Below are 21,045 nucleotides of genomic sequence, written 5' to 3' on the forward strand. Positions count from 1 at the left end.
ATTAAATAGAAACGCCCTACACATTTGGTTTGTTTTATTCGTTCAGTTTTCAAAGGTCTACATTGTTTGTCGCTTTGTTTCAGCAACTTTTATATCTTAACAGCTTGCTGAATGAATGTCAATAACTTTTTTCAATTTTGTGAAAGAAGTTTTGAAACACAATTGACAACTTCGAAATAATAACATTCAACAAAACGCTTGTCAACAATTATTTTCCGTTGTCATATCAACTTGTTTCAGCAACGTTATTGATAATATCATATTGAAAAATAATGTCAAACACTTTTCAATGATTTTTCAAAATTATTTCAACAAAATGGAAAATGGATTAGCAAATTGCTAATCCATCGTTACTGCTACACCATAGTGATCACTAATTACAGGCGCATTTTTATCGTCAAAAACAACTTGATAGCTTTCTATCTTGAAATTTTTAGAAGTAAAAATATAATCAATCCGCAATTTTTCAGCGTTTGTATCCCAACCATCGATCTGTTTCTCCACGGTATGCTCCCCAGATTTAATTTTTGCAACAGCAAAAGTATCTTGTAAAGCTAATGGACTTTCCTGAATCAAGTCATAACCTTCGCCGATTTTTTTTGCATCATTGTTGAAATCTCCCATAACAACTAGCGCCGCTTGTTGTTCAGCTAAGATTTTTTCTAACTTATGCCACTCATATGCAAAAGTTTTATCTGCTGTCTGCCACCACGAAAAGTGACCGCTCACTGCGATGACTTTTTCTCCCGCAATCGTTGTTTCGCCGATCATCGCTTTTCTTGTATGATAATCTGCTGGATCAGAACTTTCAGATACCACTTGGCTGTCGGCTTCTATCGGCGTCTTCGATAATAAACCGATCCCTTCATGATAGATGTCATACCCAATGTGATTATAGGTCCAACTCCAATAATAGTAGCAGCCTAATTTTTTCAACTGTTCTATTAAACAAAACAGAAAATTGTCTTGATGAATTGGCTGTTGATCTGTCGTTGGTTGGAAATATTGGTCAGTTTTGGCTAACGGGCTTGCAAGAAGCTGGTTCACTTCTTGCAAGCCGATCAAATCAAATTCTTCTTTAGCAATTTTATTAGCCAACACTTCGATCTGTTGTTGATCTTTTTCTTCCATCCAACTATGCGTGTTCAATGTTAGTACTTTAATTGTTTCCGCCCCGCTTTAATAATCGATTGTTCCAATTGCTTCTCCGCGAGAAACAAGTCCTGTTTTATCATAATGGTAATTTTCGATTTTGTCACCATTGGTAAATACGACAATCATCGTTGTCATTTTTCCTGCTTTTTCAATTTTAGCTAAATCAGCGACTGCTACAATTTTGCCAGCTTTCACTTGCTCACCTTCAGCAACTTTGATTTCAAACGCGTCTCCACCTAGATCCACTGTATCGATCCCCATATGAAGCAACACTTCAATATCGTCAGCGGTTTTGATGCCGATCGCATGTTTTGTCGGAAAAACTGAAACGATTGTTCCTGACACCGGGCTAGCGATTTCACCATTTTCTGGTACAACTGCAAATCCTTCACCCATCATTTTTTGTGAGAACACTTCATCTTGCACTTTATCGATTGGAATCAACTCGCCATTGGCTGGAGCAACAAATTCTGCATGCAGTCCTTTGAAAGTTGACGGTGTCTCTGGTTTTATTGCATTGTCTTGAAAATTGCTTGCCGGTATTGTTGCGCCTGAGTCTAATAGATCTTGAATATCTGATTTAAGGATATCGGCTTTGGGTCCATAGACTGCTTGTACGCCGTTGTCTTTAACTAAAAGCCCCATCGCCCCAGCTTTTTTCCAATTTTCTTCGCTTCCAACAGCCGTTTTATCTGCTACCGTTACCCGCAAGCGTGTCATACATGCATCAACATCAGTAATATTTTGTGGACCGCCTAAAAGATTGATGATGTCTACAATTTGTGAATCAGCTGAAACAGTTCCGTTTGTCGTTGTGTTTGTTTCTTCATTATCCACTTCATAATTACCATTTCGTCCTGGTGTTGCATAATTGAATTTCTTGATCATAAAGTTTGCGAAGAAATAAGTGAATACGCCAAATGCGATACTGGTCAATACGAAATTAAGCAAGTCATTACCTAGCCCAGCACGCAATGCCATCGGTACCCGCGTCAACAACTCAATATTCCCAAATGAGTGGACCCGCAAATTGATCAAATCCGCCATTGCAAAAGCAGCCCCTTGGATGACCGCATAGCAAGCATATAATGGCACCGCCACAAACATAAACATAAATTCTAATGGTTCAGTTACTCCAGTTAAAAAGACAGCGACTGCAGCAGAAAGGAACATTGATTTGTATTTTTTCTTTTTATCAGGATCAACATTGCGATACATCGCCAAAGTCAGTCCCATTAAGATCCCAGTCGAACCAATCATTTGCCCGACTTTGAAACGTGCCGGTGTCCATTGTGTTAACACTTGATGATATTGTGCTGTGTCTCCGCCATTTTTCAAGTTAACTAAGTCAGTTGCCCAAGCCAACCATAATGGATCTTGTCCGAAAACTTGACTTCCAGCCTGTGCGCCAGTCAATATTTCATAAGTACCACCTAATTGTGTATAGTTCATTGGAATGGTCAACATGTGGTGCAGACCAAATGGCAAGAGCAGACGTTCCAGTGTTCCATATAAGAACGGCGCCAAGATTGGTGCTGTGTCTTGAGAATTTGCGATCCATTTACCGAAGTCATTGATTCCTGTTTGGATAACTGGCCAAATAAGTGCTAAGACTAACGCCACGATTACTGAACGCAAGATAACTACGAAAGGAACAAATCGTTTTCCATTAAAGAAAGTCAATACTTCTGGTAATTTCCGGAAATTGTAGTATTTGTTATACGCAGTCGCACCGACGAATCCGGCAATAATCCCTACAAATACCCCCATGTTCAACGCAGGTGCTTCTAGTACACTGGTAAAGTAGCCGTCGACCATAATCTTTTGTCCAAATAATGTATGGGTCACTGCCGCAGGATCGGCTAACATGTCGGAACTTACGCTAAAGATCGCACCGGTGATTCGATTAATTAAAATAAATGATAGCCCAGCAGCAAATGCACCGCCCGCGCGTTCTTTTGCCCAACTTCCGCCAATTGCTAACGCAAAAAGCAAATGTAAATTTCCGATGATGGCCCAACCAATGTTTTCAACAACTCCTCCGGTCGTGACTAACCACCCTAGATTTTCGTTGATCAATGGTAATGATTTCCCAATACTGATCATCAGCCCGGCAGCCGGCATGACTGCAATCACCACCATTAAAGCCTTCCCGAATTTTTGCCAAAATTCAAAACTAAAAATCTTTTTGATTCCTTTCATATTTGTTCCTCCTAATTTTTATTGCGAATATTTTACGCAATCGGTTTCGCTAAATTGCATTATATACTCATCATTCATTTTTGTAAACTCTTTCAAGTAATTTATTTTTTATTCAATATTATAGATGAATTCTACTAAAAATTATAAAAAGCGATTAACGCTTGACTTACGCAACCGGTTGCGTTTATTATGTAGCTAAGAAAGTTCACAGCTGACAAGCTGATCAATGATACCGCCTGCACCACCTTAGCATTATCCGCGGGAGCACCCAATTGGCTAGTTACTGATGAACAAAAAATTATTTTCTATATGAAGAGTTATGACCTTAAGGAGGACAATCATGAAAAAAGTTCAACGTCTTTTTGAAATCGACCCTTGGAAAATCAGAACTACAAAGTTAGACAAAGAAAATCGTCGACTGCAGGAATCTTTAACCAGTATCGGAAATGGATATATGGGTATGCGCGGCAATTTTGAGGAAAGCTACAGCGGTGATCATCATCAAGGAACGTATCTTGCAGGTATTTGGTATCCTGACAAAACGCGCGTTGGCTGGTGGAAAAATGGATATCCCGAATATTTCGGCAAAGTGATCAATGCGCTTGATTTTATTCAGATGAAACTATTCGTCAATGATCAAGAAATTGATTTAGCAGTCACCGAATTTGAAGATTTTGATTTAGAATTGAATATGCAAAACGGTGTTCTCACCCGCTCTTTTGTTGTAACGATTGATCAAACAAAGATCCGTTTTACATTTGAACGTTTTTTAAGTGTCGTCAAACAAGAATTAGCCGTGATCCGGCTTACCGCTGAAAGTTTAGCCGGCGACGCAAAACTGAAAATAGTTTCTAAATTAGACAGCAATGTCCATAATGAAGATAGTAATTACGAAGAAATGTTCTGGTTGGAAAAGCTGCGTGGTCAGCAAAAAGATATCAGTTTCTTAACGACACAGACCATTCCGAATAATTTCGGAATCGAACAATTTTCAGTAACCGGAGCGATGAAACATCTTAGCTCCGAGACTGGACTGCAGCAAGAAGACACTTTAGAAGTCGCTGAAACATTTACGTATGATCTGAAAGCGGACCAATCGATTCAATTGGAAAAACGAGTCGTCATTTTGACTAGCCGGGATGTTCCTGAATCAGAGCAAAGTGAAAAAGCTGTCGCATTGCTAACTAAGTACAACACTTCTTATGAAGAGTTATTGGCAGAACAAAATGCAGCTTGGGCAAATCGTTGGGCTTTAGCCGATGTTTTGATCGGTGGAGATGATGAGGCACAACAAGGGATTCGTTTTAATATCTTCCAATTGTTTTCGACTTATTACGGCGAAGACGAACGGTTGAACATTGGACCAAAAGGTTTTACCGGCGAAAAATACGGCGGTGCAACTTACTGGGATACAGAAGCCTATGCTGTTCCAATGTATTTAGGAATTTCTGATTCAAACGTCACAAAAAACCTGTTGAAATATCGTCACAATCAATTGCCGCAAGCCCAACACAATGCTGAACAACAAGGATTGAACGGTGCTTTATATCCAATGGTGACTTTCACTGGTGTTGAATGCCACAATGAATGGGAGATCACTTTTGAAGAGATCCACCGTAACGGTGCCATCGCCCATGCGATTTACAATTACACAACTTATACAGGTGATGAAACGTATATTCAAAAAGAAGGTCTAGAAGTATTAACAGAAATCGCTCGCTTCTGGGCAGATCGGGTCCATTATTCAAAACGCCAACAAAAATATATGATCCACGGCGTGACTGGACCAAACGAATACGAAAATAATATCAATAATAACTGGTATACGAATTATTTAGCCGCTTGGGTCTTATCTTATACTTTGGAAAATTATGAAAAGTACCAAGCACAAGCGACCGTTTCGATTTCTGCAGAAGAACAAGCAAAATGGCAAGATATTATCGAACACATGTACTACCCGACAGATGAAGAACTAGGAATTTTTGTTCAACATGATACGTTCCTGGACAAAGATTTAATGCCGACCTCTGACCTTAGTCCAGCAGATCGTCCATTAAACCAAAATTGGTCATGGGATAAAATCTTGCGTTCTTGCTTCATCAAACAAGCAGATGTTTTACAGGGAATTTATTTCTTTGGTGATCAGTTTACTAAAGAAGAAAAACGTAAAAACTTTGAATTTTATGAACCGATGACTGTCCATGAATCATCTCTTTCTCCTTCTATTCATGCAATTTTAGCTGCTGAATTAGGGCTGACAGATAAATCTATGGAAATGTATCAACGAACGGCTCGCTTGGATCTAGACAACTACAACAACGACACTGATGACGGATTGCACATCACTTCAATGACCGGCAGCTGGTTAACAATCGTTCAAGGGTTCGCCCAAATGAAAACAAGCACAGGCACATTGAGCTTTGCACCATTATTACCAACTGATTGGAAAGACTATTCTTTCCATATTAATTATCGCGGCCGTCTGTTAGCTGTGAGTGTAAATCAAAAAGAAGTTCAAATTGACTTGAAAGATGGTCCCGCCTTAGCTATGATGCTTTATGGAGAAGCAATTACTTTAAGCGATTCAACGACGGTTCCATTGCAAAAGGAGGAGCCAAATGTTTAAAGGCATTTTATTCGATTTAGATGGTGTGATTACCGATACTGCTGAGTACCATTATCTAGCCTGGAAAAAACTAGCGGATGATCTAGGAATCTCAATTGATCGTCAATTCAATGAAAAATTAAAAGGAGTCAGCCGCGAAGATTCATTGCGACTCATCCTCGCACACGACAAGCGCGAAAATGATTTTTCTGAAACAGAATTTAATCAGCTAGCTAAAACAAAAAATGATAATTATGTTGAAATGATCCAAGCCGTTTCACCAAAAGATGTCTACCCAGGAATTTTGGATTTGTTGAAAGCTTTGAAACAAGCGGATATCAAAATTGCTTTGGCTTCAGCCAGCAAAAACGGCCCATTTTTATTGAAACAAATGGAACTGACTACTTATTTTGACGGAATCGCTGATCCAGCAGCCGTCAAATCAGGAAAACCGGCACCAGATATTTTCATTTTAGCTGCCGAAATCGTCGGCTTAAAACCTATAGAGTGCATAGGGATCGAGGATGCTCAAGCAGGCATTCGTGCCATCAAAGCTAGCGGTGCCTTCCCTGTCGGTGTCGGAGAAGCTGAGCAATTAGGCAATGACATTTCCTTAGTAGGATCAACAGCTGAACTGACCTTAGCATTTCTAGAAAAACAGTGGGATAATTAATCGAGAGAGGAGAGCGAAAAATCGTGACGACAGTTAAAGATGTAGCAAAAAAAGCAAAAGTCTCTCCTTCTACCGTTTCCCGCGTGATCAATGATCACCCCAGCATCTCTGCTGAAACAAAACAACGCGTGCGTAAGATTATGGATGAGATGGGGTATTTTCCCAATATCACTGCCCGAAATCTCGGCAAGCAGCGTGCAAATTCTTTAGGTGTGATCTTGCCTCCATTAGATTCGCGCGAACGTTTGGGCAATCCGCTTTATTTAGAACTATTGAATGCGATAAATGAAACAGCCGCAGAATCGCAAGTGACTACCGCTGTTGCTTCAGCCAATAATAGTGAGACCTTATTGGAAAATGTTATTCGGATGCACCGTCAGAAACAAGTCGATGGATTTATTTTGGCCTATTCTGAAAAAGATGATCCCGTTGCCGAATACCTTTATCAAAATCAAGTTCCGTTTACATTGATCGGTCGCCCAGCAAAAAGAGAGACAGACATCGTTTATGTCGACAATGACAATCAGTTATTAGGCAAACAAGCGACGGAATATTTGATTGCTAAGGGGCATAAAAATATTTTATTCGTCTCAAATGTCAATCAAGAAGTCATTTTCTTTGAACGCTACTTTGGGTATCAAGAAGCGATGATGCTGCAAGGCTTGCCTACTCAGCCGCCTTTAACGATGCTCCAACTGGAAGACTACACACAATTTCCTGAAGTGATCAAAGAAACTGGCGCAACAGCCTTAGTCGTGATTGACGATATTTTTGCCTTGCGGATGATCCAATTGGCAACTTTGCATGGCTATGCTGTTCCAGACGATCTGTCGGTTATCAGTTTTAACAATTCAATTTTTGCGACATTGGTCCATCCTTATTTAACAACGATCGATATTGATATTTCTGACCTTGGTCGTTTAGGTACACAAAAATTGCTGGAACAAATCAATCAGCAACAATCCAGCGGTGTTCAATTAGTCGTACCGCATCATTTGATCCAAAGAGAAACGGTCCGTGCGATTTAAGTTACCGTTAAAAGCGGCCTGCCCAACTTGCGGCAGGTCGCTTTTTTGGCTATACTGGCAAAAAATCAGAAAGAAAGTGGTATAGATGTTCTTATTTTTAAGCGTACTCGTAATCGTCTTTCTACTCTATTGCCGCTACTTGACTTATCAATTGACTGAGAAACATTTTAAATTCACAAAAGATACAAAACTATCCATCCAAACGGGGACCAATGATGGACTGACGATCGCGCAAATTAGTGACAGCCACTTCTCGGCTTTTTATAAACCCAAACGGTTTGATTCAATCATTGCTAGATTAAATCAAGCAACGCCGGATATTGTCTTGTTTACCGGCGATTTGATTGAAAATGAGCGCTATTGGCAAACGCATGACTCAGCAGCCGTCAGCCGGCAATTAGCTCGGATCAACGCACCAAAGGGTAAATTTGCGATTTTAGGCAATCATGATTATCGCCGTGATGGCCATGAAGCGGTTAGTGATATGTTGACCGCTGGCGGCTTTATTTTATTAACCAATCAAAGCAGACTCGTCGATCAATTAAGTCTGACAGGAATTGATGATGGTCAAATGGGGCGACCCGATTACAGCACAAAGCCAGAAAAAGCTGACTTCTCTATTCTGATGATCCATGAACCCGATCAAATCAAACATTTACCAAAACTTGAGCACTTTGATTTGATTTTAGCCGGCCATAGTCACGGTGGGCAAATTCGATTTCCGCTTTTTCCTTACAAAAATTTTGGCTCGAAACTCTATGATCAAGGAATTTATCAATTAACGCCGCAAACAAACCTAGTCGTCAACACTGGCTTGGGAACAACGGGACCTCCGCTGCGCTTTCGAGTGACACCCGAAATTTTATATTTTCATTTATAGAGAAGCGTTTGTAATTCCGATTTTGATTTTCCGAAAGAATGATCAAAATTTATCGTTGAATACAAAAAACAGCCGCAGCTGGCTTAAATCAAGAATTCTAAATGGAAGATATCTAACTTTTCCCCATTCAGAGACTTGTGTAGTCAACTGCGACTGAACACTGACGATTTCAGTAAAACACCAATCAGCTTATTTTCATAATGGAACGCATCTATTAATTGAAAAGAGACCCGTTATTTCCTTCCTATAAAGAAGGAAACTACTACGACGACAATCACTGCACCGATAATAGACGGAATTAACGCCATCCCTGCTAAGCTAGGTCCCCAAGAACCAAGCAATGCTTGACCGAGCGCAGCACCAACTAAACCAGCGATAATGTTCGCAATCCAACCCATTGATCCGCCTTTTTTAGTAATTGCTCCTGCAACCGCACCGATTACTGCACCAATAATCAACGTCCATAACCAACTCATTTGCCTCTCCTTCTTTCTATATAGAATGATTACACCTTTATTTTACAAATAATCTTCATTTTTTTCTATTATTTTGCTTAAATCCTGCTTAATGAACCGTATTTTTTTATAGACACTCTTATCCCGAATTAGATTTAGCTTTTCTAATAAATGTGGCTTATCAATTTGTTCATTCGCAATATTTTTTCTATTAAAATTAAAATAGTCTAGTTTTTTAACAAATACTAAATGATTATTTTCTAACCATGAAAATAAAATGAAATTTCTTTCATTAAAATAGAATTGTCTGAATATTTTGGTATTATAGACGGATAATTATCTGAATATTTAAAATCTACAAATTATTCTATCTATTGTGAGAAACGAGGAACTTTATGGAAAACAAGCTACAAAAACAAATGACTTCGCGCCATATTATGATGTTGGCGCTCGGTGGTGCGATTGGAGCCGGCCTATTCAAAGGCAGTGGTGAAGCGATCGGTATTGCCGGACCTTCCGTTATTCTAGCCTTTTTACTCGGCGGTTTAGTACTTTTTATTGTTATGAACGGCTTAGGACGCTTAGTTTTGAGTGGCGATAATGCTCATGGATTATCCGGGATCATCAAGCCTTTTCTAGGTGAACGAACCGCAGATTTTATCGATTGGTTGTACTGGTCATTATGGATGGTCAATATCATCGCTGAAGCGGTCGCTGCTGCAAGTTTTATGCAGTTATGGTTCCCCCACGTCCCTTCTTGGGTTTTCGTGTTAGCCTTAGCATTTTTAACTACACTGATCAATTTATACTCCGTTCGTTTATTCGCGGAAACAGAGTATTGGTTAGCCTTCATCAAAATTGCTGTAATTATCATTTTGATTATTTTCAGTGTCTATCTGGTCGGTCATGAAATCTTTAAAATCGGATTTCTTGATACATTCGCTCGGATGAATAGTCATGGCGGCTTTGCTCCTCATGGTTTGAATGGACTAGTGAATTCGCTTTTAGTCGTGATTTACTCTTATGGCGGCTCTGAATTGATTGCTATTACAGTCAGTGAGGCAGAAGATCCTAAAACTGCGATCCCTAAAGCGATCAAAGGTGTTATGGGAAGAATTATTTCATTTTACATCGTACCAATGACCTTGCTTTTGATTATTTATCGTTGGGATGCTTTGGCAGCAACTACTGCTAGTCCTTTCGTGATGGTCTTCCAAAAAATGCACATTCCTTTTGCAACTGATATCGTCAACTTTGTCATCGTATTGGCTTTGTTTTCTTCGATTAATTCTGGAGTTTACGCTTCATCTAGAACATTGTATTTCCGAGTACGAGAAAACACCGGTTTTACTTCAAAACTAGCTGTTTTAAACAAACACCAAGTACCGCAGCGAGCAGTTTTATTCTGTACCGGTACACTTTATCTTGGTGTGGTCCTATCTTACTTCCTAGGCAATCAGCTCTTTAATTACCTAGTTGGTTCTTTATCTTATTCTGTTTTGCTTACTTGGTTATTGATCAGCGTGGCAGCCTTTGTTTTGGCGCTGAGAAAAGAAAAAAATAGTGAACGCTTCTTCAGCGGATTAGTGATCGTAGTCCTTGGGTTGATCTTCATCGGTATTCTGATGAATAATCCAATCGGAGTGACACTTTTCACCGCTGGTATCTATCTGGTGATTTTTTTCAGCTATCGTAAAAAACAAACAGATCCACTAACTGAACAAGCATAAAAAAATGTCCGATCACTTCTTATTTAAAGTGATCGGACATTTTTGCGGATTCAATAATTAAAAAAATCCCTCGAAATTACGAGGGATCAAATAACTAGACTAATTCAACGTCAACGTCAATGTTTCCTTTAGTTGCTTTTGAATATGGACAGAATTCATGTGCTTCTTCAACAATTTTTTGTGCTTCTGCTTTTTCTACACCAGGTAATGATACTTCTAAAATCACTCCGATTTTATAACCACCATCATCTAATTGGAATAAAGACACACGTGCTTTAACTTCTGAATCTGACTCAAGTTTATGTTCTTCTAACATATGATGAACGGCACCGTTAAAACAAGATGCATAGCCTGCCGCAAATAATTGTTCTGGATTTGTTCCTTCTGCGTGAATAGAAGGCGCTTCAATTTTCATTTTCATACTACCGTTTGGTGCTTGGACTTCTCCGTCACGTCCACCATGGTTGATCATTGCTGTTTCGTATAATTTTTTCAAATTTTCTCACTCCTTTTCTTCTTAATTATTAGTTTACTTATTATTATTTAATAATACAAAGATTCTGCTCATAAAAGAAGGCGTTTTCGATAAAACAAAAAAGTTTTTCTAGTAAAGACAAAAAAATTTGTGCAACCGATTACAAATTATTGTTTTTTTGCTATAATCAGAGTAAGAAGGAGGGATTTTCGTTGAAAAAACTCTTTATGATCTGTCTAGCTGCAGCCTTTTTACTCGTTGGCTGTACGCGCACCCCAGCTCAAAATTCAGATAAAAAAGCTTCTAGTGATTCAGTCACCATAAGCTCCACACAAGCGAATACTGACTCATCAAGCAATCCCCAAACCTCAACAACAATCAGTCAGTCAAGCACTGAAACGGTCTCTACTAGTACTTCAGCCGCTCCAGAGTCACAGCAAGATTTTGTTTCCAGCAGTGAATTTGGTGGCTATGCAACTTTTTACTTTGATGGGATGAATGTACCCGAATCGATCAATATCAATACAAATACCAATCAGATCACATTTAACTCAGGATCTGATCAAGAAGCTGTCTATAATCTTACGATGCAAAATATTTCTGCTAAAACGATTCGAATTTTTTCAGCCAATACGACTGACATTCGCAAAGTGAAAGTAAGCACCGCACTTTCAATCGGCTCGCAGATTTCTGGTGCGATAAACGCCAATAACCAATCCGGTGACCTCTATCTCTTTCATAATCTGCATGGCGGACTATCATTAGCAACACCGAATTACGCTGGAAACGTTCCCGCTGATCAAACAGACGTCATGATCGAAGTCCTTCAATAAAAAATTGAATTTTACTGATCCGAACAAAGAAAATTTGTTCGGATTTTTTGCTGTTTATTATTATGCCGGGCAAACATGATGAGGACTACCAGTATAATGATTTATGAACAAGACTGTATTTAAGTATATAACCGATATATTCCCAAACAAAAAAAGCTAGAACCCTTATAGACTAAGGATTCTAGCTCGTAATAATCAAAAGTGATTATTTTAATGTTACAACACATACATTATAATAGGAAGAAACACGACATAGTTATTCCCTATTTAATGCTATTTCATAAGATATAAGACTAACTGAAAAAACGTCAAAGTATCTTCGAACATATTCAAAAGCATATTCAAAAAATCTCAATTAACCAGGGCAAGGCAGCCGCTCATTCGTGGGCGGTTTTTTTATTATTCATTTTCTATAATAGCTTGCAATCGACAATAAGCGACATTCCAACGCTATTGCGGTCTACTTCACACTTCTCTAGTTTCAGGAATCGCATAAATTCCGCTGCAACTTCATCACCTTGTTTGAAAATTTTCGCCTTGCTTGGGTCTAGTGTAAATACCACTTCATCACGTATGATCCCTAGGAAGGAAGGCTCATAGCTTTTCAGATACAGCTTGCCCATTTTTAGATTGAACTCTGGCAATCTTGCTATTTGTTTTTCGTTGTACACGTCTGTAATGCCCTTTATTTGCGTTTCTAGCCTTGCTTCTGCTTCAACCCGTCTCTGTCTATACTCATGCGGTTCAATACCGTATAGGTCAGCCATTGCCTTATCTGTCCCTGGTTCAGCACTAAACGGCTTGCCATACTGCTGACTGATTACTCGCCGTTTAATATGCGTGACATACTTATCAGATAAGAGTTTTACATCAGCCTCGTCTACCTGTTTCAAAGCGTTGAAAAACACAGTTGCCGCCTTGGTGTCCCACTCAGTCAACTCGCCGGAAAGCTCCGCAAAGCCTTGCCATAGCCTCAAATAATGTTTTGTTTGCCAAATGTTCATAATGCGAACACCTCCGCCATATTATAAATATCTGCTATCACATCACCGCACAACCGAACCTGCTCCGGCTCTGGTTCAATCCCTTCACGAAAACAAACAGCCGTTTCGATCTCGCCAATCTCAGTAAGAATTTTTTGCAAAGTCTCCTCTTTTATATACGCCTCGTGGTAGCCCATATACTTCCTTTTCAGGCCATATACTTCACTGCTAGGCAAACGCTTTAGATAGGCGCTGAAGTGCTTTAAACGGTAGCTGTTGCGCTCTATTCTACGCTCCACAACGTCTATACGGTCATATAGGTTGACTACTTCGCTATCAGGACGGAAGCCTCTTGATACAATGCCCAGGGCGTTATATTCGAGACGGGTTGTCATGGACTGCTGGTAAAACTCCCGGTGAAGGCTGTCTCTACGGTTCTTTAGGCGTTCGATTGTTCTACCCAGGTTGAAGTATTCCTTAATTACCAACTCGTCCATCACGTCCACAAGGCAAGCCCCCTAAATATTATGTAAAGAGGCCACCGATAAGCAGCCTCCTAAATGATTTATTGCTGATAAGCTGAAACAATCTCCCGTAGTTGATCTTGAAAACTAGGTTCATTTTCTTTATCAAATTCTTCTATAAAGCGTGCTGCACTCTCTACCGCATTACCCATAGATTGAAAGCCAAATAATTCATTTACTGTCTTTGTCTTATCGTTAATGTTATCAACAAAAGCTCCGGCCATCGCTTTATAAGAAATTGCTACTTCGCTTGTAGTAGTCGTTACATTGTAGGTAGTGGAAAAATCTTTCATCACTTTCTCTAAGCTCGAAAATAATTTTTCTGCTTCTTCATATTTATTGGTTAATTCAGGCAAGAATAAATCCTTTTGCTTAGCGATTTCTCCAATACGTTTCAGTGCAAGTGGTGTATCTTGGTATTGAAGCTGATACGGTGTTAAATCTTCAGCCGTTACGGTCTCCATGCTGCCCAAGAAATTCAAAACTTCGATATCTTCCGGCGTTAAACTTGTTTTACTTTTATCTACAATGGCTTTGATTCCAGCACGATCACTTTCAATCTGTTGCACGATTGCCTTCTTTTTATTTTCCATTGTAGTAAGTAGTTCATTTTCTAAGTTCGCTTTTTTTAGCTCGAAGCCCTTGCCTGTGAGAAGGTCATCAGCAAGTTTTTTCTTCATGTTATCCATATCTTGGGCATACTTATTGCTCAATCGAACTGCGGTTTCAATGTAATCAATTACCAATTTCGAACTTTTCAATTCTTTCATTTTTCAAATCCCCCTATTTGTTTAACTGTCCCAGTTTGCCGGTATTCCAACGCCACTTGAACTTTTTCTTCTTGATCTAACTGATGAAATGCTGTTTCAAATTTTGAAAACGGCATAACTTGTGCTGTTGGGTTAGTTATCCAATCTTCTAGACTATCTAAGTACACACTTATTAGCATTTCTTTCTGGTTAGTATGCAAAAATTCATTCGCTACAACCTTCTTCAAGCTTGAGATTTCATTTCTAAGGTTCATGCCATTCCCCCATCTCTATCTCAAAGGATTCCGGCTTGTAACCGGGATACTTAGCTAAGAAGTCCTCATACGCCATCTTCTGACCGTCCACAAGCACAAACTCCTCTGCCTCATCTTCACCATTAATCATGAAAACAACGTCTTGCGGTGAAGCCTGTCCGACAATTTTCTTCAATCTTGCTATTTCATTTTTGAGGTTACTCATCTTGCCCCCTCCCAATGATTGACTTGATTTCCTCGATTTCTTTCTGATAATCATCAAGCTCTAAGCTACGATAGGCCACATCAAGCACATTCTTAGCGCTAGTTACTCGTGAAGCTGGTGGTGATTCTGTATTGTTCATTATTTCTTTTAGGACTGCTACCGCTTCCTCTGACGCTTTTTGCAGCCTAGCAGTAACTTGCTGCATTGCATCACGCCGCAAACCTCGGTATTCGTCCATAAATTCTTTATCTTTTAGATACTTGTAGCCTGTTGATCTATTAATTCCAGTTTTTTTGCATGCTTCATCGATAGAAGCACATTCTAGCAAAGCTTTCAAAAAACGATCTTGCCTTATATTTAATTCAGCCATTTTTAATCCTCCTTTATAAGTAAATTCCTGAATAAAAACGATTGTCGTGGATCATCGTCTGTTGGATTTTCAGATTATTTGTTGACATAAAAAAGAGGACACAAGACAATTCGCAATAGATTGCGTTTCATCTCATATCCTCTGGTTCTTCCTAGTAAGATACTGTTATTCAACTTGCCTTATTATAGCACATTTACAACAAATTTCATACATTTAACTGTTGTTTTAATGCTGTTTTATCTCTTTTTTTCACCTAATAAGTGTGAAGAAATGACGTCATACTTTACTACTTTCCCATCTTTTATCAGCAAGGATACTTCCCCATATTTGGGCAACTCAACAGCCACCGCTTTTTTATTGTTATCAATGTACACTTTATCCATTTACAACTCTCCCATCTTTATTTTTCATCTTCTCAATTTCTACAAAAAACTCATCCGGTATTGTGGCATAACCTTTTGTTGTATCGTCTCCGGAAAGTTCAAAATTCAACGTAAACTCTTTACCATTTAATTTTACACGTTGCGTTCCTGTGGCTCTCTTTCTCCATTGTGGGTCTTTAAGATCATAGTTCCATGTCTCAAGTCTAGCGTTCTCGACTTGCTTTAAACGTTCCTCCATTGCTCTGATCTGACTTCTAAAGCTTGTTAACCCTATTTGACGTTCTTCTTCTGTTCGTGCAATGAACATCCCTTTATTTCCGATACGTTCTGAAACAATAGGTACACCAGCTTTTTTCAATCGTTCTGTAGAAGAAAATACTTGGCGTTCACTTATTCTCAATAGTTTACTAATTTCTCTAGTAGTGATTCGTTTCTCTGAACTTGGAATAAGTTTCAAAACTTGATAATCAATATCCTTCATGCTATCTCTCCTTTACCAACATGTTTTGTTGACTCTGCCTTAAACAGTCCTTAAAATGGAAGGTCTTCTTCAAATTGTTCGTTGAACTCTTCTTGTTCATTTGTAATATCACTTATATCAGTGAAACCTTTACGTCTCCATTCTTTTAATAAAGTAGTAACGTAAGCCAAAGGAGAAGCCACATCCCCTCTAAAAGCAGTCTTTTCAAGAGACTCATAGAGAAAATCAATGCCATATTCTTTAGACAATCGTTCTAGAGTTTTCACATCAAAATTTCCTAGCCTACCAATTTCAGATTGATAAAAATCAATACAGTCATTTAAATTAATAGATTTAGACTCATCCAAAGCATTCTCAGCATAAGAAAAGGTATCTTCTTCTAGTCTAGTCTGATCTAAACTGCTCTGCTCTATGCTTCCCTCTGCTGTCCTACCCTTTTCTTTACTTAACTGATCTATGCTATCCTTTGCTATGCTATACTGTGTATCCATGTTGGACACATTCTGTATACAAGGTGTATCCACGTATTTATACGACCTATTTTCGGTAGTATTAATGTGCTTTTTTTCTTCTAGGTGAATTGTTGGAGTGTACCGATCTTTTTGAATATAATTATTTAATTTCCAATCAGCAATTACTATTACTCCACTTTCGAATGAGATAATGAACTTTTTGGCTTCAAGAAGCTTTAAATCATCATCCGTAGCACTAGAAGCTCTTTTAACCTTTTTAGGACTTGCTACAAATCCATCATCATCAGCTTGGATACCTAGATGAAAATACAAATTTTGTGTTGTTGGTGGCATATCTAAAAATCTATCTGAATCAATCACATCTTTTGAAAACATTCGTCTATTAGCCATAATTTTGTACTACCTCCTAGCTTGCGTATATCGCTTTATTTGTGCCATCTTCATTAAAACGATCGTTAAACACAAGCCACACTTGCTGTGCTTCAAAATTCAACCATTGCGGATTATTATCCCCATTCACATCAGTCAAAACAGAAAGAGTGATTTCTCGATCCATATCATTTCCAGCACCAACTGTTGCTGCATGAGATAAAATTGGTGTATCGATCGGTATTTCCTTGAATCCCCAACGATCAATCAGCATAATTTTTCCAGTTGGTTTTCCTATCGGATCGTATTGTTTTTCTAGCAACGTTTTACTCATGCACTTTCACCTCGCTCCAAAATTTTAGATGATAATATTCCTATATAAATCATTCGGACACCAGCTTTCGTAGATACTCCGATTTTTTTAGCTCAAATTTTTCATTAAAACCTTTTTGTTGTTTTTCAAGAAGTACATTCCACATTCCCTTGTAATCATACTCAACTATTTTGACCGCTAACTGTTTTTTATAATAGAGTGATTTATCATAGAAGCGTTGCATAGTTCCATCGAAAACAACTCCTCCAATTTCTACCCAAGCATGATCTAAATTTAAGTTTGTATAAATGCCTTCAACGTACATAGCACCTACAAGGTCAGAATTTCGCTTCATAAAATCAAAAGCTTTATCAAAGCATTGATGAGGATATACTCGTTTCGAAAGACCACCCGTGTATCTGACTAATGGTTGAACTTCAATATCGCTCAACCGATTTCGAATTTCTAAATACGTTTCGCAGTTATCAACGCTCATTCGGACACCTCCATGAGTTGCAACTGTTTGAGCTCGTACTTCAACCCATCCCGAACAAATTCAGCACCTTTTAATTGATTCTGATACTTTACCCATGTATTAAATGTTTTCGCCCTCGCTTCTCGTATATCAGTAATGTTTAACCATGCGGTTAAAATCTGATTTTTTAGCTCGTTGATTTCTCGACAAATTAGTTTGTGATCTGCATGTTTTTTAAGTACATACAAAACGGTTAGTTTTTCATTGAATGAATTTCCAAAGTAGGTTTTCCCGATATTATTTTCTAGTTCAGCGATCCCTTGATTAATTTCCTCTAATTCAAAGCTATCGAGTTGGTTTAATAGTTTTGTTTTGTACATCTACTTATGCCCTCCAGTTCTTAATTGATAGTCGTACTCGTCATAAGCATTAAATAGATACAACGCCAATCCTGCAAAGATAGCTATTTTTGCAATTAATGGTAATAAGCCGAAAATTCCGCCGATTAATATACTTGCGATAATTAAGTTTCGTTTCATAATGATTCCCTCCTAATCTGGACAAATGGTATTAGATATTTCTTGGATAGCTTCACCAATTATTTGAAGGTTATCGCACATATCTTCCAGCAACCCGCTTTGTATTTGATGATTCACCGCGAATTGATCCCCGCTGACTCGTGAGTATTCCAGGTTTTCAGCCAGTCGGTGTAATACCTTAATTTGTTGCGCACATTCGGTTAGTTTCTCTGCCTGTTTTAAGAGTTCGTCATTAGTTAAATGTTTCATCGTAGTTTCCTCCAATAAATTGATGTGTTATAATTGAAGGACAAAAGATTAATAGTTTTGTACTATTTTGTTTGCCTTTATCCTGTCCGCCAAGACTGTTATGGATAATGGCTTTTTCTTTTGCCCTCATGTACTTAACCCTCCAATTCAATCCCTAGCAAGTTTGCTAATTGATCAACTTGGTGATAAAACAAATCTTGCATAGTGTCACGGTCAATATCATCCCAACGAGCTATACTTAACTCATAAAGCTCTTGAACTACGCTTTTTACAGTTGGTTCTTGCTGCATTAAGTTTTGGTACTCCATTTGTTCATACAAACATTCAAACGTTTCTTCTAGTGATTTACCTTCTAAGTTAGCTAATTCGTTAGCAGTTTCTTCTGTAACAACTCTCGATAATACTTTTTCAATTGCTGCATTTTGTTCTTCATTCATGTTGATTTCCTCCAATTTTATATTCCTAATACAATTTCTTACTTGAATAAATCCTTGATATAACAATCATTTGGCTATTGTGACTACTAATTGAATATGTGTTTTGAATAGATTAGTGACTTTCTCGCCTGCCCTGGCATTTAAAATTGTTTGATAAAAGCCATAATCTCATCACGATCAAAATAATAGGTTCTTTCACCGACACGGTGATATTTGAGTCCTTTAGAAATAAATAGTTCTAGCTGTTGAGGACTACAATCCAGGAAGCGACAAGCTTCTTTTTTATTTAGAAGCTGTTTGATTCCTACTGTTCGCTTTGCTTCTTCCAATGCTTCTAAGGTTGTTTGAATCACTTGAGAAGAGATACTGTCCAATTGTTCTTTACTTAGCGTATGTGATACCTCAACTTTGAGCGGTGGCGTAGATCGATCCATTTAATCACCTCCTAATGAACTGCTATCGGTGTGTTAAGATTGGTTCGATAAAATACTACACCAGTGTTTAAAATAAGTTTAATCTCATCGTAGGAACGACCTAAAGTAATTAAACCAGTCGTTAATATCTCAATCTGATTTATTGCTGCTTGCTCTTCAATACTTAAAAAATCAAGCGGGGTGGCTGTGGGTTCGACGTTTCTCGCTTCGCGTAACTGCTTGGCATTGAAGCCTAGCGCCTTCTTGTAAACTAAATCCGTGAAATGCTTATAGAAATGAGGGGAAAATCCCATTTGCCTGATTGCGTCTGTCATTGATAAGCGAATTTGTTTGCTTTTGGAACGTTCCAACCGTCTAGCGGTTAATTCGGCCTGCATTTCATAAAACTGCCGCACAAGTTCCTTTTTAAACCAACGTACCGGCTCGGTATTGTCAAGATAAGTTATAAGTAGTGTGGCTTGTTGCTGATTGAGATGAAACACTTTTGCCTTTTGGCCACTAGGCATAGGTCGGATTTGAAATCCGAGCTTTCCGAACTCTTTTAAATCACTCTTATAAGTTCGAATCAGCTTAGTAACACTATCACGACTGTTACCTGAAAATTCAGCAATAATTTCATCAGTAGTAAATAGTGAACTATTTAAATCGTTTGATCCAGTAAAAACTAGCTTTTGCATAAGGAAGCTTCCTTTCTATGACTATTAAGATGATAATAGATTGAATATAATTGAAAAAAATTATTTATTTGATAATCAAATAAATTTCAACTTTGCGAAACCCAAGAGGTAAAAAAAATTTCATCAATTGTAACGTTAGGCATTTTCTTATTTACTATATTTTTAAAAATCATCTTCTCATTATCACTAAAACTTGATCGACCTCTTTCCTTATTTCTATAGGATTGAACCGATATATTTAAGTCATTCGCCATCTCTTTTTGTGTTAGACCAATCAATTTTCTATATCCTGAAACCTTTTCATACATAAAAACACCTCCTTTCAACTTTACGAAACAAGTGTACCATGTTATTATTATAAGTGCAAACTTTTTTTATACTTTTCGAAACTCCATCTTTCTTTATGCTATAATTAGTCCAAAATCATCGAGGAGTAATTTTATGGATATTAATAAAGAAGAAGTTGGTCAACGAATATCTATTATTCGAAAAAAGCTCGGATTAACAATGGATGAATTTGGAAGGAAAATTAATGGCGCTTCAAAAAGCAACGTTTCTAAATGGGAAAGCGGATCTTCATTGCCCAATAATGAAAGATTAAAGAAAATTGCGGAAGAAGGAGAGGTGTCTGTAGCGTACTTACTAGCTGGTGAAAAGCAGGAAATTTCTTATTCAAAGCTGGCCTTCGATAACTCTTATTCAAATGCAGAAGAAATCTTTAACCAATTAAGTGGGGCTCGAAAGAGCGATTATGCCTTTGCATTTGATGCTTTTTCAAGTCTATTCCTTAGAAGTATTGAGCATAATAATCTTGAGAGATTCGACGATCTTGTATACGTCATTACCAGATTAAATGACTTCGACAAAACATTGGAAGAATGGACTGCATTTGATGGTAGTGTAAGTTTATCAGTTTTAGGTTTTAATGATTATGTACAAGTTCAAGAAAAATTAAACTCTATTTTAAATGAGACCTATGATAATTTAAGAAAGGTAAACGACCAATTTTACAATGCCGATTAGAAATTTTGGACTCAAACAATAATCTCTCCATACATATCTCGCTTGCCCTG

The 21,045-nt window shown here is 38.1% G+C and carries 30 protein-coding genes; 7 read left to right on the forward strand and 23 right to left on the reverse strand.

Annotated elements, in window-relative coordinates:
* Positions 1–339: 339 nt before the first annotated feature.
* Positions 340–1,149: an endonuclease/exonuclease/phosphatase family protein gene (locus FFM63_RS09155; RefSeq protein ID WP_307723009.1), complete on the reverse strand. Its 810-nt coding sequence runs from the start codon at positions 1,147–1,149 to the stop codon at positions 340–342.
* A 30-nt stretch (positions 1,150–1,179) separates the two neighbouring features.
* Complete coding sequence (locus FFM63_RS09160) at positions 1,180–3,357, reverse strand: PTS transporter subunit IIBC (protein WP_137609989.1); 2,178 nt, start codon at positions 3,355–3,357, stop codon at positions 1,180–1,182.
* Between the two features lie 340 nt (positions 3,358–3,697).
* Here FFM63_RS09160 and mdxK point away from each other — a divergent pair, with 340 nt between their 5' ends.
* From mdxK to FFM63_RS09180, 4 genes are all read left to right on the forward strand, one after another.
* The gene (gene mdxK, locus FFM63_RS09165; protein WP_137609990.1) at positions 3,698–5,983 is read left to right on the forward strand and encodes a maltose phosphorylase MdxK; all 2,286 of its coding nucleotides are present in this window, start codon (positions 3,698–3,700) and stop codon (positions 5,981–5,983) included.
* Positions 5,976–6,635 carry a beta-phosphoglucomutase gene (gene pgmB / locus FFM63_RS09170; RefSeq protein ID WP_137609991.1) on the forward strand — a complete coding sequence of 220 codons (660 nt, stop codon included), beginning with the start codon at positions 5,976–5,978 and terminating at the stop codon, positions 6,633–6,635. Before mdxK ends, pgmB begins: the two co-directional genes overlap by 8 nt.
* A gap of 20 nt (positions 6,636–6,655) precedes the next feature.
* Positions 6,656–7,663, forward strand: coding sequence for a LacI family DNA-binding transcriptional regulator (locus FFM63_RS09175; protein ID WP_137609992.1), 1,008 nt, complete (start codon positions 6,656–6,658; stop codon positions 7,661–7,663).
* An 85-nt stretch (positions 7,664–7,748) separates the two neighbouring features.
* Positions 7,749–8,543 (forward strand): metallophosphoesterase, encoded by a 795-nt coding sequence (locus FFM63_RS09180; RefSeq protein ID WP_137609993.1) that lies wholly within the window; start codon positions 7,749–7,751, stop codon positions 8,541–8,543.
* Positions 8,544–8,776: 233 nt separating this feature from the next.
* On the opposite strand, the gene FFM63_RS09185 is transcribed toward FFM63_RS09180, so the two are convergent.
* Complete coding sequence (locus FFM63_RS09185; RefSeq protein WP_137609994.1) at positions 8,777–9,019, reverse strand: GlsB/YeaQ/YmgE family stress response membrane protein; 243 nt, start codon at positions 9,017–9,019, stop codon at positions 8,777–8,779.
* Positions 9,020–9,393: 374 nt separating this feature from the next.
* Here FFM63_RS09185 and FFM63_RS09190 point away from each other — a divergent pair, with 374 nt between their 5' ends.
* Positions 9,394–10,728, forward strand: coding sequence for an amino acid permease (locus FFM63_RS09190; protein WP_137609995.1), 1,335 nt, complete (start codon positions 9,394–9,396; stop codon positions 10,726–10,728).
* A 94-nt stretch (positions 10,729–10,822) separates the two neighbouring features.
* Here the strand turns inward: FFM63_RS09190 and FFM63_RS09195 are convergent, their stop codons facing one another.
* The gene (locus tag FFM63_RS09195; RefSeq protein ID WP_137609996.1) at positions 10,823–11,224 is read right to left on the reverse strand and encodes an organic hydroperoxide resistance protein; all 402 of its coding nucleotides are present in this window, start codon (positions 11,222–11,224) and stop codon (positions 10,823–10,825) included.
* A gap of 191 nt (positions 11,225–11,415) precedes the next feature.
* Here FFM63_RS09195 and FFM63_RS09200 point away from each other — a divergent pair, with 191 nt between their 5' ends.
* Complete coding sequence (locus FFM63_RS09200) at positions 11,416–12,036, forward strand: hypothetical protein (RefSeq protein WP_137609997.1); 621 nt, start codon at positions 11,416–11,418, stop codon at positions 12,034–12,036.
* Positions 12,037–12,446: 410 nt separating this feature from the next.
* On the opposite strand, the gene FFM63_RS09205 is transcribed toward FFM63_RS09200, so the two are convergent.
* The 19 genes from FFM63_RS09205 to FFM63_RS09280 form a co-directional block, all read right to left on the reverse strand.
* Positions 12,447–13,040: a hypothetical protein gene (locus tag FFM63_RS09205; protein WP_137609998.1), complete on the reverse strand. Its 594-nt coding sequence runs from the start codon at positions 13,038–13,040 to the stop codon at positions 12,447–12,449.
* Entirely contained in the window at positions 13,037–13,525 is a 489-nt protein-coding gene (locus FFM63_RS09210) for a hypothetical protein (protein WP_137609999.1), read from the reverse strand. The genes FFM63_RS09205 and FFM63_RS09210 overlap by 4 nt, the downstream gene beginning before the upstream one ends.
* A gap of 59 nt (positions 13,526–13,584) precedes the next feature.
* Positions 13,585–14,313 (reverse strand): hypothetical protein, encoded by a 729-nt coding sequence (locus FFM63_RS09215; protein WP_137610000.1) that lies wholly within the window; start codon positions 14,311–14,313, stop codon positions 13,585–13,587.
* Entirely contained in the window at positions 14,310–14,567 is a 258-nt protein-coding gene (locus tag FFM63_RS09220) for a hypothetical protein (RefSeq protein ID WP_137610001.1), read from the reverse strand. The genes FFM63_RS09215 and FFM63_RS09220 overlap by 4 nt, the downstream gene beginning before the upstream one ends.
* Positions 14,557–14,772 (reverse strand): hypothetical protein, encoded by a 216-nt coding sequence (locus FFM63_RS09225; RefSeq protein WP_137610002.1) that lies wholly within the window; start codon positions 14,770–14,772, stop codon positions 14,557–14,559. The genes FFM63_RS09220 and FFM63_RS09225 overlap by 11 nt, the downstream gene beginning before the upstream one ends.
* Entirely contained in the window at positions 14,765–15,142 is a 378-nt protein-coding gene (locus tag FFM63_RS09230) for a phage replication protein (protein ID WP_137610003.1), read from the reverse strand. The genes FFM63_RS09225 and FFM63_RS09230 overlap by 8 nt, the downstream gene beginning before the upstream one ends.
* Before the next feature lie 236 nt (positions 15,143–15,378).
* A complete protein-coding gene (locus FFM63_RS09810) occupies positions 15,379–15,525 on the reverse strand; it encodes a hypothetical protein (protein WP_167483486.1) in 147 nt (48 codons plus the stop codon).
* Positions 15,518–16,006, reverse strand: coding sequence for a helix-turn-helix domain-containing protein (locus FFM63_RS09235; RefSeq protein WP_137610004.1), 489 nt, complete (start codon positions 16,004–16,006; stop codon positions 15,518–15,520). The genes FFM63_RS09810 and FFM63_RS09235 overlap by 8 nt, the downstream gene beginning before the upstream one ends.
* A 50-nt stretch (positions 16,007–16,056) precedes the next feature.
* On the reverse strand, positions 16,057–16,869 hold the full coding sequence (locus tag FFM63_RS09830) for a YggL 50S ribosome-binding family protein (protein WP_174784516.1): 813 nt from the start codon (positions 16,867–16,869) through the stop codon (positions 16,057–16,059).
* Between the two features lie 16 nt (positions 16,870–16,885).
* Positions 16,886–17,182, reverse strand: coding sequence for a hypothetical protein (locus FFM63_RS09245; RefSeq protein ID WP_137610005.1), 297 nt, complete (start codon positions 17,180–17,182; stop codon positions 16,886–16,888).
* Positions 17,183–17,231: 49 nt separating this feature from the next.
* On the reverse strand, positions 17,232–17,657 hold the full coding sequence (locus FFM63_RS09250; RefSeq protein ID WP_137610006.1) for a hypothetical protein: 426 nt from the start codon (positions 17,655–17,657) through the stop codon (positions 17,232–17,234).
* A complete protein-coding gene (locus FFM63_RS09255; protein WP_137610007.1) occupies positions 17,654–18,016 on the reverse strand; it encodes a hypothetical protein in 363 nt (120 codons plus the stop codon). Before FFM63_RS09255 ends, FFM63_RS09250 begins: the two co-directional genes overlap by 4 nt.
* Positions 18,017–18,175, reverse strand: a complete 159-nt coding sequence (locus tag FFM63_RS09815) for a hypothetical protein (protein ID WP_167483487.1) — start codon at positions 18,173–18,175, stop codon at positions 18,017–18,019.
* 12 nt (positions 18,176–18,187) lie between these two features.
* The gene (locus FFM63_RS09260; protein WP_137610008.1) at positions 18,188–18,424 is read right to left on the reverse strand and encodes a hypothetical protein; all 237 of its coding nucleotides are present in this window, start codon (positions 18,422–18,424) and stop codon (positions 18,188–18,190) included.
* The gene (locus FFM63_RS09820; RefSeq protein ID WP_167483488.1) at positions 18,408–18,554 is read right to left on the reverse strand and encodes a hypothetical protein; all 147 of its coding nucleotides are present in this window, start codon (positions 18,552–18,554) and stop codon (positions 18,408–18,410) included. Before FFM63_RS09820 ends, FFM63_RS09260 begins: the two co-directional genes overlap by 17 nt.
* A gap of 4 nt (positions 18,555–18,558) precedes the next feature.
* Complete coding sequence (locus FFM63_RS09265; RefSeq protein WP_137610009.1) at positions 18,559–18,861, reverse strand: hypothetical protein; 303 nt, start codon at positions 18,859–18,861, stop codon at positions 18,559–18,561.
* 140 nt (positions 18,862–19,001) lie between these two features.
* Positions 19,002–19,295 (reverse strand): helix-turn-helix transcriptional regulator, encoded by a 294-nt coding sequence (locus tag FFM63_RS09270; RefSeq protein WP_137610010.1) that lies wholly within the window; start codon positions 19,293–19,295, stop codon positions 19,002–19,004.
* Positions 19,296–19,306: 11 nt separating this feature from the next.
* On the reverse strand, positions 19,307–19,972 hold the full coding sequence (locus tag FFM63_RS09275; protein ID WP_137610011.1) for a Rha family transcriptional regulator: 666 nt from the start codon (positions 19,970–19,972) through the stop codon (positions 19,307–19,309).
* Between the two features lie 86 nt (positions 19,973–20,058).
* On the reverse strand, positions 20,059–20,280 hold the full coding sequence (locus FFM63_RS09280) for a helix-turn-helix transcriptional regulator (protein WP_137610012.1): 222 nt from the start codon (positions 20,278–20,280) through the stop codon (positions 20,059–20,061).
* Between the two features lie 133 nt (positions 20,281–20,413).
* Between FFM63_RS09280 and FFM63_RS09285 the strand changes: the two genes are divergently transcribed.
* Positions 20,414–20,995, forward strand: a complete 582-nt coding sequence (locus FFM63_RS09285) for a helix-turn-helix domain-containing protein (protein WP_137610013.1) — start codon at positions 20,414–20,416, stop codon at positions 20,993–20,995.
* Positions 20,996–21,045 lie beyond the last annotated feature (50 nt).

The organism is Enterococcus pingfangensis, from assembly GCF_005405205.1.
Lineage (GTDB): Bacteria > Bacillota > Bacilli > Lactobacillales > Enterococcaceae > Enterococcus_A > Enterococcus_A pingfangensis.